The organism is Rothia sp. SD9660Na (genome assembly GCF_030064065.1).
Classification (GTDB): Bacteria; Actinomycetota; Actinomycetes; order Actinomycetales; family Micrococcaceae; genus Rothia.
The window spans coordinates 1967706-1983205 of record NZ_CP125946.1 but is presented as its reverse complement, the minus strand read 5'-3'; the positions used below and the strand labels follow the sequence as shown (position 1 = coordinate 1983205).

At 62.0% G+C, this 15500-nt stretch carries 12 protein-coding genes and 1 riboswitch; of the genes, 8 read left to right on the top strand and 4 right to left on the bottom strand.

Features of this window, described 5'->3' with window-relative positions:
- Positions 1–3717: a DEAD/DEAH box helicase gene (locus QM007_RS09310; protein ID WP_283489704.1), complete on the bottom strand. Its 3717-nt coding sequence runs from the start codon at positions 3715–3717 to the stop codon at positions 1–3.
- A gap of 150 nt (positions 3718–3867) precedes the next feature.
- A riboswitch (SAM riboswitch) is annotated at positions 3868–3995 on the top strand.
- Positions 3996–4030: 35 nt separating this feature from the next.
- On the opposite strand from QM007_RS09310, the gene QM007_RS09305 reads away from it, so the two are divergent.
- Both QM007_RS09305 and QM007_RS09300 read left to right on the top strand, forming a co-directional pair.
- A complete protein-coding gene (locus QM007_RS09305) occupies positions 4031–4246 on the top strand; it encodes a nuclease PIN (protein ID WP_083091505.1) in 216 nt (71 codons plus the stop codon).
- The gene (locus QM007_RS09300) at positions 4243–4674 is read left to right on the top strand and encodes a PIN domain-containing protein (protein ID WP_237207544.1); all 432 of its coding nucleotides are present in this window, start codon (positions 4243–4245) and stop codon (positions 4672–4674) included. Before QM007_RS09305 ends, QM007_RS09300 begins: the two co-directional genes overlap by 4 nt.
- Positions 4675–4746: 72 nt before the next feature.
- On the opposite strand, the gene QM007_RS09295 is transcribed toward QM007_RS09300, so the two are convergent.
- Positions 4747–5520: an SDR family NAD(P)-dependent oxidoreductase gene (locus QM007_RS09295; RefSeq protein WP_283489703.1), complete on the bottom strand. Its 774-nt coding sequence runs from the start codon at positions 5518–5520 to the stop codon at positions 4747–4749.
- Between the two features lie 112 nt (positions 5521–5632).
- Here QM007_RS09295 and QM007_RS09290 point away from each other — a divergent pair, with 112 nt between their 5' ends.
- Positions 5633–7435, top strand: coding sequence for a cell division protein PerM (locus tag QM007_RS09290; RefSeq protein ID WP_283489702.1), 1803 nt, complete (start codon positions 5633–5635; stop codon positions 7433–7435).
- Between the two features lie 6 nt (positions 7436–7441).
- Here the strand turns inward: QM007_RS09290 and QM007_RS09285 are convergent, their stop codons facing one another.
- Positions 7442–7855, bottom strand: a complete 414-nt coding sequence (locus tag QM007_RS09285; protein WP_283489701.1) for a hypothetical protein — start codon at positions 7853–7855, stop codon at positions 7442–7444.
- Positions 7856–7966: 111 nt separating this feature from the next.
- Between QM007_RS09285 and purN the strand changes: the two genes are divergently transcribed.
- A complete protein-coding gene (gene purN, locus QM007_RS09280; protein WP_283489700.1) occupies positions 7967–8545 on the top strand; it encodes a phosphoribosylglycinamide formyltransferase in 579 nt (192 codons plus the stop codon).
- A 127-nt stretch (positions 8546–8672) separates the two neighbouring features.
- Positions 8673–10280 carry a bifunctional phosphoribosylaminoimidazolecarboxamide formyltransferase/IMP cyclohydrolase gene (gene purH / locus QM007_RS09275; RefSeq protein WP_283489699.1) on the top strand — a complete coding sequence of 536 codons (1608 nt, stop codon included), beginning with the start codon at positions 8673–8675 and terminating at the stop codon, positions 10278–10280.
- A gap of 307 nt (positions 10281–10587) precedes the next feature.
- Here the strand turns inward: purH and QM007_RS09270 are convergent, their stop codons facing one another.
- Positions 10588–12288 carry a substrate-binding domain-containing protein gene (locus QM007_RS09270; protein WP_283489698.1) on the bottom strand — a complete coding sequence of 567 codons (1701 nt, stop codon included), beginning with the start codon at positions 12286–12288 and terminating at the stop codon, positions 10588–10590.
- 229 nt (positions 12289–12517) lie between these two features.
- Between QM007_RS09270 and QM007_RS09265 the strand changes: the two genes are divergently transcribed.
- From QM007_RS09265 to QM007_RS09255, 3 genes are all read left to right on the top strand, one after another.
- Positions 12518–13066, top strand: coding sequence for a TetR/AcrR family transcriptional regulator (locus tag QM007_RS09265; RefSeq protein ID WP_283489697.1), 549 nt, complete (start codon positions 12518–12520; stop codon positions 13064–13066).
- Between the two features lie 248 nt (positions 13067–13314).
- Positions 13315–14598 carry a serine hydroxymethyltransferase gene (gene glyA, locus QM007_RS09260; RefSeq protein WP_283489696.1) on the top strand — a complete coding sequence of 428 codons (1284 nt, stop codon included), beginning with the start codon at positions 13315–13317 and terminating at the stop codon, positions 14596–14598.
- Positions 14599–14600: 2 nt separating this feature from the next.
- On the top strand, positions 14601–15485 hold the full coding sequence (locus QM007_RS09255) for a bifunctional methylenetetrahydrofolate dehydrogenase/methenyltetrahydrofolate cyclohydrolase (protein ID WP_283489695.1): 885 nt from the start codon (positions 14601–14603) through the stop codon (positions 15483–15485).
- Positions 15486–15500 lie beyond the last annotated feature (15 nt).

The following is a 15500-nucleotide window of genomic DNA, read 5'->3' as shown; positions in this document are numbered from 1 at the left end:
TTACTCTCCTGTCTTCTCTGGGGCGGCGCCCTGCCCGGCGTCCGCTTCTGGGGCAGCCAGCAGGTCACGGATCTGGGCAGCGGTGAGCTGGGAGGCAAAGAAGGCCCCCTCGTCGACCACCGCGTCGAAGAGGGCTGCCTTGGATTCTTTGAGTTCCATGACTTTCTCTTCGATGGTGCCCGCTGAGACCAGGCGGTAGACCATCACGTTCTTGGTTTGCCCGATGCGGTGCACACGGTCAACAGCCTGCTGTTCGGCAGCCGGGTTCCACCAAGGGTCCATGATGAAGCAGTAGTCGGCGCTAGTCAGGTTCAGACCGAAGCCGCCTGCCTTAAGGGAGATCAGGAAGACGGGAGCGGTACCTGACTCGAACTCTTCGAGCAGCTCCCCGCGGTTGCGGGTGGAGCCGTCCAGGTAGAGATAGGGAATGCTCATCTCAGAGAGCCTGCCCGCGACCTTCTTGAGGTAGCCGGTGAACTGGCTGAAAATCAGGGCCCGGTGGCCGTCGTGGATAATTTCGGGCAGGTTCTGCTCCAGGTAGTCCAGCTTTGACGACTCCACCCCGGCGTAGCGCTCGGCATCAATCAGGGTAGCATCGAGCGCCAGACGACGCAGGGTGGTGAGGGACTGGAAGATGGTGAAACGGTTCTTGTCGATATCCTCCAACAGACCCAGGATCTTTTGGCGCTCGCGCTGCAGGTGGGTGTCGTAGGCCTTGCGATGAGCTGGGGCCAGGGGTACGTCGATGCGCATATCGGTCTTCTCGGGCAGATCAGCGGCCACCAGTTCTTTGGTGCGGCGCTTCATGAGCGGACGGATGCGGCGGCGCAGCCTGCCCAGGGCCTTGGTCTCTTCCCCTGATTCGATGGGGGTGGCGTAGACGTCCTTAAAGGCGCGGGCCGAGGGGAAGAGCCCCGGGGCAGCGATTGAGAACATGGACCATAATTCCATGAGGTTGTTTTCCATGGGGGTGCCGGTGACCGCAATCTTGACGCGGGCTGGCAGGTCGCGGGCGGCCTGGTGGGCCTTGGTTTTGGCGTTTTTAACGAACTGGGCCTCATCGAGCACCAGCCCCTCAAAGGGCTGCTGGGTGCCCAGCTCAAAGTAGTGTTCTTCATCGAGCCGGAAGAGGGCGTAGCTGGTCACCATAACATCGGCTCCGGCGACGGTGTCGGCCAGTCGCCGTTTCGACTTTCGCACCGATTCTTCTACCCCCACCACCGTGAGGGAGGGGGCAAAACGCTTGATTTCCCGCACCCAGTTGGGCACTACCGAGGTGGGGGCGACCACCAGGAAGGGGGCGGACGCGTCCGCCCCGCCTTCTGGTGTGCCAGGCTGGTGGGCGGTGTCCTGCTTTTTTTGCTGGGCGTGCAGGAAGAGGGCGATGGTTTGTAGGGTTTTGCCCAGGCCCATGTCATCAGCCAGCACCCCGCCCAGACCGTGTTCCCAGAGGAAGGCCAGCCACTGGTAGCCCTCTACCTGGTAGGGGCGCAGGGTTGCCTGCAGGGTAGTGGGTACATCGGCGGGGGAGTGGTCATCGAGGTTGAGCAGGGCTGAAACCTGCTCATCCCAGGCGGCCACGGTCTGGGTTTCGGCGGCTAACTCTTCGAGTTCTTCCCAGAGGCCTACCTGATGGCGGTTGATTTTGAGCGGGCCGGTCTTGTCGGTGAGCTGAGCAGCTTCGCGCAGCAGCTCTTGTAATTTCATAAACTCGGGCCGGTCGAGCGCAAAGTACTGGCCATTACCGAGCAGCAGGTGGGTTTGGCCCTTAGCCAGGGCGGCAACAACATCGGAGAAGGCCACATGCCAGTCCCCGGCCTTGATAGCAACGCCCAAACCGAACCAGTCGCGGTGGCGGGTGTCATCCACCGTCACGATGATTTCGGGGGCTTCATCGAGCTCGCGGAATTCGGGGCGGGGCCCGGTCACATCAACGCGTACACCCTCAATTTGCTCGTAGTCGGGCAGGTAGGTTTCCAACAGGGTGCGGGTGCCCCAGTTCTCGGTGTAGTGGCGGGTGAAGGGAATGCCCGGGCGGATTCTCTTGACCTCTTTGAGCACCCGGTACTCGTGGGCAGTATCGCGCACATCGGCCCGGTCTTCGCCGGGGTAGCCCAGAGCATCGAGCCTGAGAAAATCGCTGTCATCGCCGGTGGGGTTGACGGGGTACTCCCAGTGCCAGGCGGTGTGGGCGGTGAAGGGCGGGCCCGGCTCGTCAAAGGCAATGCTCAGCACCAGGGTGGGCATACGGACGGCCGGTAGCTCCAGCTCTTCGCTGCTCGTTGAGATGGGCAGCGCCCGGGTGAGGGCGGGGTAGTAGTCGGCAAAAAAGGCGGGGACGTCGGCGGCCGGCACGGTCACCTGTTCCCCGGATATCAGGGATTCGGCAACTGCATCCAGCGGCTTAGCTAGAGGAATGAGCACCAGCTCGGAGTCGGCGGTGAGCCAGGAGGGGCGGTCCGCGGGCGCTACGTCCTCAGCCTGGGCAAGAGCCGAAGGCAGGGTGGAGTCCCAGCGGGCTGCCGCTGCCGCTTTCACGTAGGTCTCCTGGGCCGCCCCACCCAGGGCGATAAAGCCCTGCCGGTTATTGCCCAGCTTATGGGTAAAACTAGCAGGCAGGGTGTACGCTCCCCAGCGGAGCAGGGGAGTCAGGCGCAGGGCATCGGCGGACGCCCCCCGCTCAGGGACCGGTTCAAGGGCCAGCTCAACCTGGGGTGCGCTTGCGATAGTCAGACCGGTTTCTTTGCCGTCCAAGAGGATGGTCAAGCCCACCTCATCGGCAGATTCCAGCAACTGCCAGAGCAGTGAGGAATCCACATTTGAGACAGAAGCCCAATCGCGGTGTGAGGAGTAGATGGACTGGGACCCGCGAATAACCGCATAAAACTCATTGAACCAGGCGGCGTGCTCGGGGAGCAGGCCGGTGCCAGCAGACCCGGCGGCAGAGCCCGAAAACTTCTCCCAGCTCAAACCGCCCTTGATCCACTTGCCGCGGGCCCCCATCATGAGGGGCCGGGCCTCCAACGAGATACGAGGAGCCCCACTATTCTTGGTCCAGCCGTACTTACCGGGAACTACCAGGCGCACATCAAGAGCGCCGGTTACCCGGTGGTTGCGGCTATCGTAGCTGGGGCGGGCAGCAAGAGAATGAGCCAGGGAGCGCTGCCAAGCCGGCAGGGACTGCCCGACCCGGGCACCTGCGTCTGGCTGGCCGTCCTCACCGGTTTGCCCGTTCTTGTACTCCTTCAGCAAATCTGCTGCCCGCTGCAGACCCATGGTGTCGGCCAGCTGCAAGATTTCCTGCACCTTCTCATTAGCGCCACCGGGCTGGTCTGCGCCGGGTGCCGGGCGGTTCTCCCTGGTCTTCCAGGTGCTTGAGGATGCCGTCATGGCCCGCTTGGCCTTGGCCGTGCGGTCGATGGCGGTCAGCATCAGTGCCACCGCGTGCTTACAGTTGTGGGCCACCGGGCAGGAGCAGGTCGAGGAAAAAGCGTAGGAGCCAGCGGCAACCTCGGAGGGGAAAGCCACCCGCGCGGTGTAGGGGGCAGAACCAGAGCCAGCCACCTGCCCTTCCAGCACCCGGGCCTGCTCATCATAGGTGTATCGGATGACGTTGCCTTCCCGCATGTACCTCTGCCCCCGCGTGTAGGCACGAGAGCCCACCTGCCGAATAATGGCGGGGGCTGTCACCGGGATTTCAGGGAAAGAAGTAGACACAGGCGCACCTTCACAACAGAGCAAATACCTAGTCTTCTAGCGTATCGCACCGCCTTACCCACAGCGCCCACGGGCTGGTTCATCACAGTAAGAAAAATTTCTGAGAACGGTGTTTACAGAAGCGCTGAGAGCGGGTTATGCTTTTACCAGCTTCAAGAGATTCAACTGTCAAGCTCCGACTTTGGTTGAACGCCAACCCCATGTTCACGGGTGGCTCGGATGACGAAGCGGTCTGCATCGCGCATTTCGGCGCTGTTTGGTGCAGGCAAGAGCAAGTTTCGAAAGGAATGCGCACTTTACGCGCAACGACGGCATGTCAAACGCTCGACCTCACGCCCACCGTCCTCACATCACCGTTCAGAAGAACATCTCTGCTGCCTCTGTACCCGCCCGCGGCGGCTACACCGCAATGAGCATCCAGGACTACACCCGCATCTCCAACGAGCGCAGCGAATTCCTCAACTTCCTGCTGGCCCCCAACCCCAGCGGTATCCCTGCAACTGAGTACGGTGTTCTGAAAGCTGCATGAGCCAGGTAGGTCTGCTTCTCGATTCCGATGTCCTTGCCGAGATTCGCAAGGCCACCCCGCACCCGCAGGTAGTGAACTGCCTACGCCGCCGCTCCTACCGCACCATGTACATCTCGGTACTCAGCCTTGGTGAACTCAAGGGGCTTTACCCCTACCCAGAAACCGAACGCTGGCTCGCTGAGCTCATGGACCGCTTCGACTCTCACGTGCTAGAAGTCGATGCGAAGGTATCACTGGAGTGGGCCGGACGCCACGCCGAGAAGCATCTTCACCTGGTGGGTGGGCAGCGCCCCGCCCCCCTCGCCACAGCGGCCCTTGAGGGCCTGATGGCTGCCACCGCCACCGTCCATCAGCTTGAGATTATTTCGAGCAAGGCCGAGATTTATAAGTCCTGGGGCGTCCCGGCGGTGGATCCCTGGGAAGACTAGAGCCTGCAATATAGGTTCCACAGGCTCACGCTGGATGGAGCCCAGCAGCTTCGCTGTGAGCCTGCAAAACCTTTAGTAATCTCGCGTTCTCGCTATTGCGGCTGCCACCAGCCGGCGGGGTAGCACCCGTGCGGCTGCGACCGTTAGTTTGTAGGGTAAGGACGGCACACAGATCGGCTTACCTGCCGTGACCGCAGCGATACCTTCGGCAACGACCCGCTGGGGGCTCAGCCATAAAAAGTCCGGTAGGCGGGGCTCGCCCTGGCCCATGGCGTCGTGGAATTCCGACCGGGTTAGGCCCGGGCATAGGGCCGTCACGTGGATACCCCGGCCCGAATACTGCAGGTGGGCCGATTCTGAGGCCACCACCAGGAAACGTTTAACTGCCGAGTAGGTGCCGCCGGGGGTAAAGGCTGCCACCGAGGCAACGTTAATAATGCGGCCCCGCCCGCGCGGCAGCATGGTAAGAATCGCCGTGTGCATGAGCTGGAGCGGGACCCTAGCCAACACGTCGACCTGGTCTAAGTGGCGCTCTACGGGCGCGGCATCAAAGCTCTTGCCAAGCCCGAAACCCGCGTTATTGACCAGTATCTCCACGGGGCGCTCAACCTGCTGTAGGCGCTCAACCAGGCGGGCGACATCCTGCTCCACCAGCAAATCGGCAGGGATTACCTCAACATCTACCGCGAACCTGCTGCGCAGCTGGGCTGCTAGTTCTTCTAGAGCCTCGGCCCGCCGGGCAGTGAGTACCAGGTTGTACCCGGCTGCTGCATACTGGCGGGCAAACTCGGCCCCGATACCTGCTGAAGCGCCGGTAACCATCACATACGAAGTTTCACTGCTCATAGCTCCCATTCTACCGCCGGGGCGAGATGGGCCGGTTATCTTCACCGCACTCTTACCTCGCACGCCAGCGTCATCAGGCACACAACAGAGAAACATGACATGATGAAAGACGATGAATACCACCGCTCACCCCAAACGTTCCCTCCCTATGCCCCTGTGGCTGCAGGGCTCAGTTGAACTTGCCCTCGTGGCGCTGGCCTCTTACCTCACCGTCGTCCTGCTCCTGGTGGCGGTCTGGTACACCAACGGCTTCAGCAGCAGCGGTACCCTAGCCGGTGCTGTCTCTGCGGCCGGGCACCTGTGGTTGCTGGTTCACGGAGTGCCCCTGAACATGAACATTCCCGAGCAGGGGGTCTTCTCAGCGGTGACCGGAACTATGAGCCTGGTGCCTCTGGGTCTCACCCTGATTCCCCTGGCCCTCTGCTATCGCTCCGGCCGCCGCCTGGCCCGCGCTAGCTACGAGGGTCAGTTCTGGCAGCCCCTGGTCGGCGGTCTTCTCGCCTACGCCCTGGTGGGTGCCGGGGTGAGCCTGCTATCCACCAACGACTTCTTCTCCACCTCACCTGTCTTCACGGCTCTGGTACCCCTCTGGGTAGCTGCCCTGGGCATCATCTTGGGCGGGTATGCTGAATCGCGCTCACTGGCAGCCATGATTGGTGTGAATGCGGCCGACTGGGTCAAGAAATTCAGCCAGTATTCCCGCTGGGCAGGCTCCTACGTCTGGGCTCTGCTGCGGGCAGCCCTGGTGGGCGTGCTGGCCTTTGTGGCCGGTGGCGCCCTGTTACTGGTCGTCACCCTCTTCTGGCACTGGGACGACGTCGTCTCTCTTTATCAGACCCTGCACGCTGGTGCCGTCGGCGGCCTAGCCCTGACCCTGCTGCAGCTGGGTTTGCTCGTGAACCTGGTGGTCTACTCCATGGCGTGGAGCTCCGGTGCGGGCTTTGCCCTGGGCGCCGGCACCTCCGTTGACCTGACCGGCACCAACGTTGGGGTCATGCCCTCCCTGCCGGTGCTGGGGGCGCTGCCGCACGCGTCCGAGCCCTGGGGCTACCTGGCCCTTACCGTGCCCCTAGCCGCCGGTGCCCTGGGCGGCTGGTGGTTCTTCCGCGAAGGTGAAAACCACTTTGACGAGTGGCTTTCCCTCAAGATTCGCTTCCGCTGGCTGTCCTGGCCCCTCTCGACCCTGGGGCTTGCCGTCCTGACCCTGCTGCCGACCTTCCTGCTGACCACCCTGCTGGGCTGGGCTGCCAATGGGTCGCTGGGGCTGGGCCGCTTCACGGCTATCGGCCCGCACCCCCTTATCTTTGGGGCCTTCTCTGCCGTGTTGCTGGCGGGCGGCACCATGCTGGGGCTGGGCCTTGCCCACCTGCTGGCGCGCGATACCTCCGGTGAACTGGAGCGATTTGCCCAGGCCAAGCCCACCCGCGAGCAGAAGCGTGCCGCCCGCGCCGAGGCCAAGGCCCAGAAGGCAGCGGCCCGTGCCGAGCGTAAGGCAGAAAAGGCTGGGTCTGATCGGTCGGATGCCGCCCAGCCGGACGCCGCCGAGCAGGTAGACGCAGAACCGGGTGAGCTAGAGAGTCAGGACGCCGCTGGCAAGACTCCCGCTGAGGGCGGGTCGGTTGCGGCCTCGAACGAGAAGGGCGCCGCTGCGCTGGCGCTGGCCCGTATTCTGGCTGACCGCGAGCAGACTCAGCCTGCTGAGAGCGATGAAGCTGCTCCTGAGGCTGAGGAAGTAGCGCCTGAAAACGAAGCTGAAGAACCCGCAGCCAGCGAAGCGGAAGCAGAGACTGTACCCGAGACTGAAGCTGAAGAACCCGCTGTGCCCTTCCGGCCCGTGGTGAAGCGTCCTAAGTCCTTACGTGCCCGCCGCCAAAAACGCCTTGAAGAGCTGGCAGAAGGTACGGGCAAGGAATAATCCCAGCTACTGCCCCATGAGCTGCTGCAGCAGGCCGTCGCTCATTTGCGAGGTGCACTGTTGCTGGCGGCTCAGGGTGACAGCCTGCTGCAGGCACTCGGCGTAGCCAACCGCGGCGTCCACAAAAATTAGCTGGACCAGCGCAGCGAAGCCCAAGAAGAGTGACCACAACATCACCATAACCATGAGCACCACCGAAAAAGCTGGAAACTTAGCTCCCACCATCTTCACCAGGGTCACGGTGGCAAGAGTGAAGGTCAGCACCGCCAGGGCCGCTGTTACCGCGGCAAACCAGCCCGGGTACGAGGTGCTAGCCACCGTAGCAACCATCGCCAAAAACGACAGGCGGGACCACACCTTGATATTCTCAAGCACACGGTCAGAAGGTAGCTGGGCAGAAGGACGCACGGAGTCAGACATACCTACCACCTTACCGCGCCACAGCGCTCACCCCGCACAGCGTAAGACCCCGGCATCTCAGCATAAAAACTCAGCGGTGTGTTAGCGCTCGCATACGATAAACTTTTCTGTATGCGCATTGTGGTGATGGTGTCCGGCTCGGGCACAAATTTGCAGTCCATCCTTGACTCCGTAGCAGCCGGCGACCTTGACGTCACAGTCGTGGCGGTGGGGGCCGACAAGCCCTGCCTGGGGCTTGAACGAGCAGAGGCAGCCGGGATCGATACCTTCCTCGTTGAGCCCAGCAACTACGATACCCGCGAAGCCTGGAACCGCTCTCTCGAAGAAAAAATTGCCAGCTACGGCGCCGACTACATCATCTTTGCTGGCTTCATGCGCATCGTCGATGCCCAGCTCGTTGACCGCTTCGCCAACTGCATCATCAACACCCACCCCGCCCTGCTACCCTCCTTCCCAGGAGCCCACGGCGTGCGCGACGCTCTGGCCCACGGGGTCAAGGTCACCGGCCTGACCGTGCACCTGGTCGACTCCGGCGTCGACACCGGCCCCATCCTGGCCCAAGCTGCCGTCGATGTGCTCGATGACGACACCGAAGAAACCCTGCACGAGCGCATCAAGGTCAAAGAGCGAGTGCTCCTGGTAGAAACCATCGCCCGTCTGGCCCAAGATCTCAAGGGCAATCCCGCCTAACCCGCAAGTTTAGCCCCGCACCACGGGGCTGGGCCTAGGGTCGGGGCCCACATCAAAACGACTCACACCCACGTAACCACCTGCTGACCCGGGCCAACCCCGGCAGCACAAGAAACGGAGTTAATCTGTGAGTCTCATTCAGCTCGACCGCGTACCGCTCAAGCGTGCCCTCGTCTCTGTCTACGACAAGACAGGCCTCGAAGACCTAGCAAAGGGCCTGCATGAAGCCGGTGTCGCTATCGTCTCCACCGGTTCCACCGCCTCCACCATCGCCGCAGCCGGCGTGCCTGTCACCGAAGTCTCCGACATCACCGGCTTCCCCGAATGCCTCGAAGGCCGCGTCAAGACTCTGCACCCCCGCGTCCACGCCGGAATCCTGGCAGACCGCCGCAAGCAGGAACACATCGACACCCTCAAAGACATGGACATCGAGGCCTTCGACCTGGTCGTCGTCAACCTCTACCCCTTCGTTGAGACCGTAGCCTCCGGCGCAGACCAGGACGCCATCATCGAAAAAATCGACATCGGCGGCCCCTCCATGGTTCGCGCAGCAGCTAAGAACCACGACGCCGTAGCCATCGTTGTCGACCCCGCCAAGTACGGCCAGGTCGTTGAAGCCGCCAAGGCAGGGGGCTTTAACCTGGCAGAGCGCCGCCGCCTGGCGTCCGCCGCCTTCGCCCACACCGCCGCCTACGACACCGCCGTCGCCACCTGGACCGCAGCCCAATTCGAGCAGGACGAGGACGCCAACTACTGGCCCCCCTTCGCAGGCCTCGCCTTTGAACGCTCCGAATCCCTGCGCTACGGCGAAAACCCCCACCAGGCAGGCGCCCTCTACATCGACCCCGCCGCAACCCCCGGCATCGCTCAGGCAGAACTGCTCGGCGGCAAGGCCATGAGCTACAACAACTACGTTGACGGCGACGCCGCCCTACGCGCCGCCTACGACTTCGACGAACCCGCCGTCGCCATCATCAAACACAACAACCCCTGCGGCATCGCCGTTGGTGCCGCAGACGCAGCCGACCCCATCGCCGACGCTCACGCCAAGGCCCACGCCTGCGACCCCCTCTCAGCCTACGGCGGCGTCATCGCAGCCAACCGCGAAGTCACCGCAGCCATGGCAGAAACCGTCAAGGGCATCTTCACCGAAGTCATCATCGCCCCCTCCTACGCCCCCGAAGCCCTGGAAATCCTGCAGACCAAAAAGAACCTGCGCATCCTCCAGTTACCCGAAGGCTTCGCCCGCGACACCATCGAATACCGCCAGGTCTCCGGCGGCGCCCTTTTCCAGGACGCTGACCGCCTGCACGCCGACGGTGACAAGGTCGAAAACTGGCGGCTCGTCGCCGGTGACGCCGCCGACGAATCCACCATCGCCGACCTCGAATTTGCCTGGAAGGCCCTACGCGCCGCCAAGTCCAACGCCATCCTGCTCGCCAACGACGGAGCCGCCGTCGGCATCGGCATGGGCCAGGTCAACCGCGTTGACTCCTGCCGCCTCTCAGTCGAACGTGCCAACACCCTCGCAGAAGGTATAGAACGCGCCCGCGGTTCCGTTGCAGCCTCCGACGCTTTCTTCCCTTTCGCCGACGGTCTCCAGGTGCTCCTGGCCGCCGGCGTCCGCGCAGTCGTACAGCCCGGCGGCTCCATCCGCGATGAAGAAGTCATCGCTGCCGCCAAGGAAGCGGGAGTGACCATGTACTTCACCGGAGCTCGTCACTTCTTCCACTAGGCCTTCCAAACGAATTAGGTTAGCTTATTCGTGACGAAGATAGGGCAGGCTCATGCTGGATGGAGCCCAGCAGATTCCGAGCGCGCGAGGACATAAATCTGCGGGCGCAATAGGCGTAAGCCTGACCCTCACGCCCCGCCTTGCGGCGGATTCCGTTCGCTCTTGCGTGCTGACGCACCCGCTCACTTCATCCGAGCCAGCAGCTTCGCTATGAGCCTGCCCTATCTCTTCGGGAACCAAAACGCTTATAAAAGTCCACCCCTCCACGTACGGAGGGGCGGACTTTTATCGTGCTATGTAAAGGACCCTACTGCTGCGTAGCTGCGTCCGAGATGCCGGTGAGGGCTTCAGCGAAGATGCGCTGCACGTCGGTGGGGGAGGAAGCCATATGGGCCTCACCGCCGACGCTCTGGGCGATGGTGGTCAGGGCGTTCATATCTGCGTCCTCAGAGACGCCAATCATGATGATGAAGACCGGGTTAGCCGGGTCCTGCTCCGCCTGAATGGTAGAAATCAGTTCTTCCTGGCTAATGGAATTATCGTCGTGGTTTTCACCGTCGGTCAGCACAATCACAGCGTTCACCGAACCGTAGGCATAGTTTTCCTTAGCCGAACGGAAGGCAGCCAGGGTTGTGTCATAAAGGGCGGTGAAGCCGTTGGGGTCAATGGTCGCGGCAATATCCGAGCCAGCCTCCTGTAGGAGCACCCGCTGGGTCTTCCCGTCTACAGTTTCTTCAAAGCCGCGCACGGGTACCAGCTCCTGGTAGTCAGAAACAGAACCGTCAGGCAGAGTGAGGTCACGGGAGAACTTCCACAGGCCCATAGAATCGCGGGCCGGGAAAAGCTGGGAACCTGCCAGCACAGACTCAACGGTGATATCCATACGGGACTTGTCGGTACCAGCTACCGGCAGCAGCATAGAACCTGACGCGTCGAGCACCACCAGAGCGTTCAGCGGTGCAGACTGCAGGGAGTAAGAAGTCCAGACCTGGGTGAGCATATCTTGGTTGCTGGGAGACAGCGCCGCAATGCTGCCGACGCTGTACTCGCCCTCTAGGTCCTGGCCGTCCGCTGCGCGCAAGCCAGCAGCTGCCAGGGCCTGCTTGCCGTCCTCGCTACCCATGAAGTCGATAATCTGCTGGGCAGCCTCATCGATAGTGGTGTTATTGCTGGAGGACGCCTGGTAGAGGGGGTAGTTGAGAGCAAAGGAGCCGTCGCCGGGCACAGTTGCGGTCAGCCCGGAATCTGAATGGGCTGAGGCATAGGCTGCGTAGTCAGCCTCGGTGACGATTGCGGCGTCCTTGGTGCCGTTATCCACATCGGTCAGCAGCTCGGTGGCGCTCTGGGCAGCCTCGGTTACACCGATGCTCTGGGCACGCAGGGCGGTGCCGCCGGTAAGGTCCTCAATGCTGACGGTACCGGCTGACGCCTCAGAGATACCGCCGAGCAGGGCCGCAAAAGCTCCGGAGTCTTCCTTGGGGTCACCCATGCTGACGGTGTTATCAGCCTTGAGGGCGTCGAGCCAGGTGCCGTAGCTGGTGTTATCTTCTGACACGATGACGCCGGGGGTCTGGGCAAGGGACTCCGCAAGGGGAGTCAGACCGGTGTTAGCTTCGCTCATGGCCAGCTCGGCGCGGGTGGTGGAATCGGGAATCCAGAGGTTGGTGGTTGCAGTACCGCTGGTTGACTCGGCCAGTACATCGCTGGCGGTCTTATCGGTGGTGATGTCGAGGGTGATGCAGGTGTCCTCATCCACGGGCATAGCCTTCAGCGCTGCTGCCATAGGCTCGGTGGTGGCCACGGTAACGGCCTGGGTGGTTGAGCAAGCCGCCGGAACGGTCTGGCCGCTGGTGGTGGAGGGCTGCTTATCGCCGGTGATATTGGTGTACGCAATAGCGCCGCCACAGAGCAAAATCACGGCTGCAGCGCCGGTTGCAATCCACTTGCGGCTGTTCTTCTTCTGCTTTTCAATACGCTCTTGACGGCGTGACTTGGCGTTATTCGCCATGTGACGGTGCCTCTTCCCTAATACTGTGCGGTGGTGTGGGCGAGTGGGGGTTCCCCGTGAACAGGTGCGGCTGCTGGGGCGCTCGCTGGGCGGCTACGGTGGGTGGGGTAGTGCCGCTGGTTCGCCCTTTAGTGTAGCAAGAAAGGGCACCTGTGGCGGGGCTTGCCGGGGCAGGCGGCGGGCCGCTGTGCTTTAAAATGGGAGGGTGCCGAAAGTCAGTGAAGAGTATATGCGTTCCCGTCGTGCCGAGCTTGTTGAGGCTGCCCGTGCTGTGTTTATGCAGAAGGGGTATCAGCAGGCCTCGATGAGCGAGGTGATTGCGGCCTCGGGCTTATCTGCCGGGGCGATTTATAACCACTTCTCGGGGAAAACCGAGATTATGGCTGCGGCTGCCCGGGTAGATCTCTCTCAGTTTGAGGCACGCAGCGATGAGCTGCCCTGGGAGTTTGTGGAGCGCTGTCTAGTGACCCTGCGGGACGACGAGCAGCTCACGCGTTTTTTGGCGATTACCTGGGGTGAGGCCGTGACAGTAGCTGAGGTCGCTGAAGTTGTGGACGAACAACTGGGCCTGCTGCGCTCGTGTGTGGTGGCCAGCTACCGGGCCTGGGCTGAGACTGCACTAGATTTTTCCGCCTCGGAGCTAGAAACCTGGTTGCAGATGCTGGGGTCGGCGGTCCTGTCTGTGCTGACCGGCTTTGTGGTGCAGGCCAGCACCGTGCGCGACTTTGATGCCGAAAGCTACTTCGATTTTGCCCGCACTATTTTGCGGCAGGCTTAGCCTCCCCTTTTCCTGTGCGGACGCCGGTGAGCTGCTCACCGGCGTCCGCGCAGCTTAAAAGCGGGGAGGATAAATACCTGAAAATTGTCTCAAATCTGCCGGGGCAACGGGCTCTCGCTAGCTAGGTCACATACACTTAAAAGTAGAGTGCGCTCACACGCGCTACTCGGTTAAAGCATCACGTGATCTTCTGTGTCCCCTCGTACAGACAGCAGAAGAAACTGATCCACCATACTCAAGGAAGTGGCATGACCAACCTTTCACCCAACGTCACCAACCTGCCCTTGGCTGAGGTAGACCCCGAGGTCGCCGAAGCCATCCAGCACGAGCAGGAACGCCAGCAGAACACCCTCGAAATGATCGCATCCGAGAACTTCGCCCCCCGTGCAGTTCTTGAGGCTCAGGGTTCTGTTTTGACCAACAAGTACGCCGAAGGCTACCCCGGCCGCCGTTACTACGGCGGCTGCGAATTTGTTGACGTGGTAGAGCAGCTGGCAATCGACCGCGCTAAGGCCCTTTTCGGTGCTGACCACGCCAACGTTCAGCCTCACTCCGGTGCCCAGGCCAACAACGCTGTCATGCATGCCCTGCTGACCCCCGGTGATAAAATTATGGGCCTGTCCCTGGCTCACGGTGGCCACCTGACCCACGGGATGAAGCTCAATGTCTCCGGTAAGCTCTACAAAGTCGTTGCCTACGGGGTGGATGAAGAAACCGGCCGTGTGAACATGGACGAGGTCCGTGAGCTGGCCCTGGCTGAGAAGCCCAAGGTCATTATTGCCGGCTGGTCTGCCTACACCCGCCAGCTAGATTTCGCTGCCTTCCGCGAGATTGCCGACGAGATCGGGGCCTATCTCTGGGTTGATATGGCCCACTTCGCTGGCCTGGTCGCAGCTGGCCTGCACCCCAACCCCGTCCCCCACGCCCACGTTGTGTCATCTACTGTCCACAAGACCCTGGCCGGGCCTCGCTCCGGCTTCATCATGTGTGTTGAAGACCTGAAGAAGAAGATTGACTCGGCTGTCTTCCCCGGCCAGCAGGGTGGCCCCCTCATGCACGCTATCGCAGGTAAGGCAACCGCTTTCAAGATTGCTGGCTCCGACCTGTTCAAGGACCGCCAGAAGCGCACTCTAGAAGGCGCCCAGATTCTGGCTGACCGCCTCAACCAGGCTGATATGGCCGAAGCCGGCGTTAAGGTCATCTCCGGTGGTACTGATGTTCACCTGGTCCTGGTTGACCTGCGTGACTCAGACATCAATGGCCGCGAGGCAGAAGACCTGCTACACGAAGCCGGTATCACCGTCAACCGCAACGCAGTGCCTAACGACCCCCGTCCGCCCATGGTCACCTCGGGTCTGCGTATCGGCACCCCTGCCCTGGCTACCCGCGGCTTTGATGCTGAGGCCTTCACCGAGGTCGCCGATATCATCGCCGAAACCCTCAAGCCCGGCGTTGATGTCTCCGCCCAGCGGGCGCGTGTGACCGCCCTGTGCGAGAAGTTCCCCCTCTACTCCGGTATCGAGGAGTGGTAAGCATGCCCCAGATTCTTGACGGGGTGGCAACTGCTGCCCAAATCAAAAAGGAACTGGCTGAGCGCGTCGCTGCCCTCAAAGAGAAGGGGATAACCCCCGGCCTGGCGACCGTACTGGTGGGCGATGATCCGGCCTCCCGCTCTTATGTGGGCGGCAAACACCGCGACTGCGCCGAGGTTGGCATTGCTTCCATCAAGGTGGAGCTGCCCGAGACCATCAGCCAGGAAGAGCTTGAAGCTGAGCTCGAAAAGCTGAACAACGACCCTGCCTGCACCGGCTACATCGTTCAGCTGCCCCTGCCCAAGCACATTGATACCAATCGAGTTCTTGAGAAGATTGCCCCCGAGAAGGACGCCGACGGCCTGCACCCCATGAACCTGGGCCGCCTCGTCCTCAATGTGGGCGAACCCCTGAACTCGCCCCTGCCCTGCACCCCTAACGGGGTCATTGAGCTGGTTGAGCGTCACGGTATTTCCTGGAAGGGCAAGAAGGTTGCTGTGCTGGGGCGCGGTATTACCGTGGGCCGCCCCCTGGGTCTGCTACTGACCCGCAAGGACGTTAACTCCACCGCCACCTTAGTGCACACCGGCACCGAGGACGTCACGGCCGCCCTGGCTGACGCGGACGTTATCGTCGCGGCTGTCGGCGTTGCCCACGCGGTGAAAGAACACCAGGTCAAGGACGGCGCTATCCTACTGGACGTTGGCGTCTCCCGCATCGAGGACCCCGAGACCGGTAAGAAGAAGCTGACCGGCGATATCTCGCCCGAGGCTACCGCTAAGTCGTCCTGGTATTCACCCAACCCTGGCGGCGTTGGCCCCATGACCCGTGCCATGCTACTGGTCAACGTGGTGGAGACCGCTGAGCGTCAGGCTGCCTCAGCCTAAGTGTCCACGAGAATC

Bases quoted from the DNA above. Each gene is read 5' to 3' on its own strand.
- QM007_RS09305 (WP_083091505.1), top strand. From the start codon at position 4,031: ATGTCAAACGCTCGACCTCACGCCCACCGTCCTCACATCACCGTTCAG.
- QM007_RS09285 (WP_283489701.1), bottom strand. From the start codon at position 7,855: ATGTCTGACTCCGTGCGTCCTTCTGCCCAGCTACCTTCTGACCGTGTG.
- purN (WP_283489700.1), top strand. From the start codon at position 7,967: ATGCGCATTGTGGTGATGGTGTCCGGCTCGGGCACAAATTTGCAGTCC.
- QM007_RS09295 (WP_283489703.1), bottom strand. From the start codon at position 5,520: ATGAGCAGTGAAACTTCGTATGTGATGGTTACCGGCGCTTCAGCAGGT.
- QM007_RS09290 (WP_283489702.1), top strand. From the start codon at position 5,633: ATGAATACCACCGCTCACCCCAAACGTTCCCTCCCTATGCCCCTGTGG.
- QM007_RS09270 (WP_283489698.1), bottom strand. From the start codon at position 12,288: ATGGCGAATAACGCCAAGTCACGCCGTCAAGAGCGTATTGAAAAGCAG.
- glyA (WP_283489696.1), top strand. From the start codon at position 13,315: ATGACCAACCTTTCACCCAACGTCACCAACCTGCCCTTGGCTGAGGTA.
- QM007_RS09265 (WP_283489697.1), top strand. From the start codon at position 12,518: ATGCGTTCCCGTCGTGCCGAGCTTGTTGAGGCTGCCCGTGCTGTGTTT.
- QM007_RS09255 (WP_283489695.1), top strand. From the start codon at position 14,601: ATGCCCCAGATTCTTGACGGGGTGGCAACTGCTGCCCAAATCAAAAAG.
- QM007_RS09300 (WP_237207544.1), top strand. From the start codon at position 4,243: ATGAGCCAGGTAGGTCTGCTTCTCGATTCCGATGTCCTTGCCGAGATT.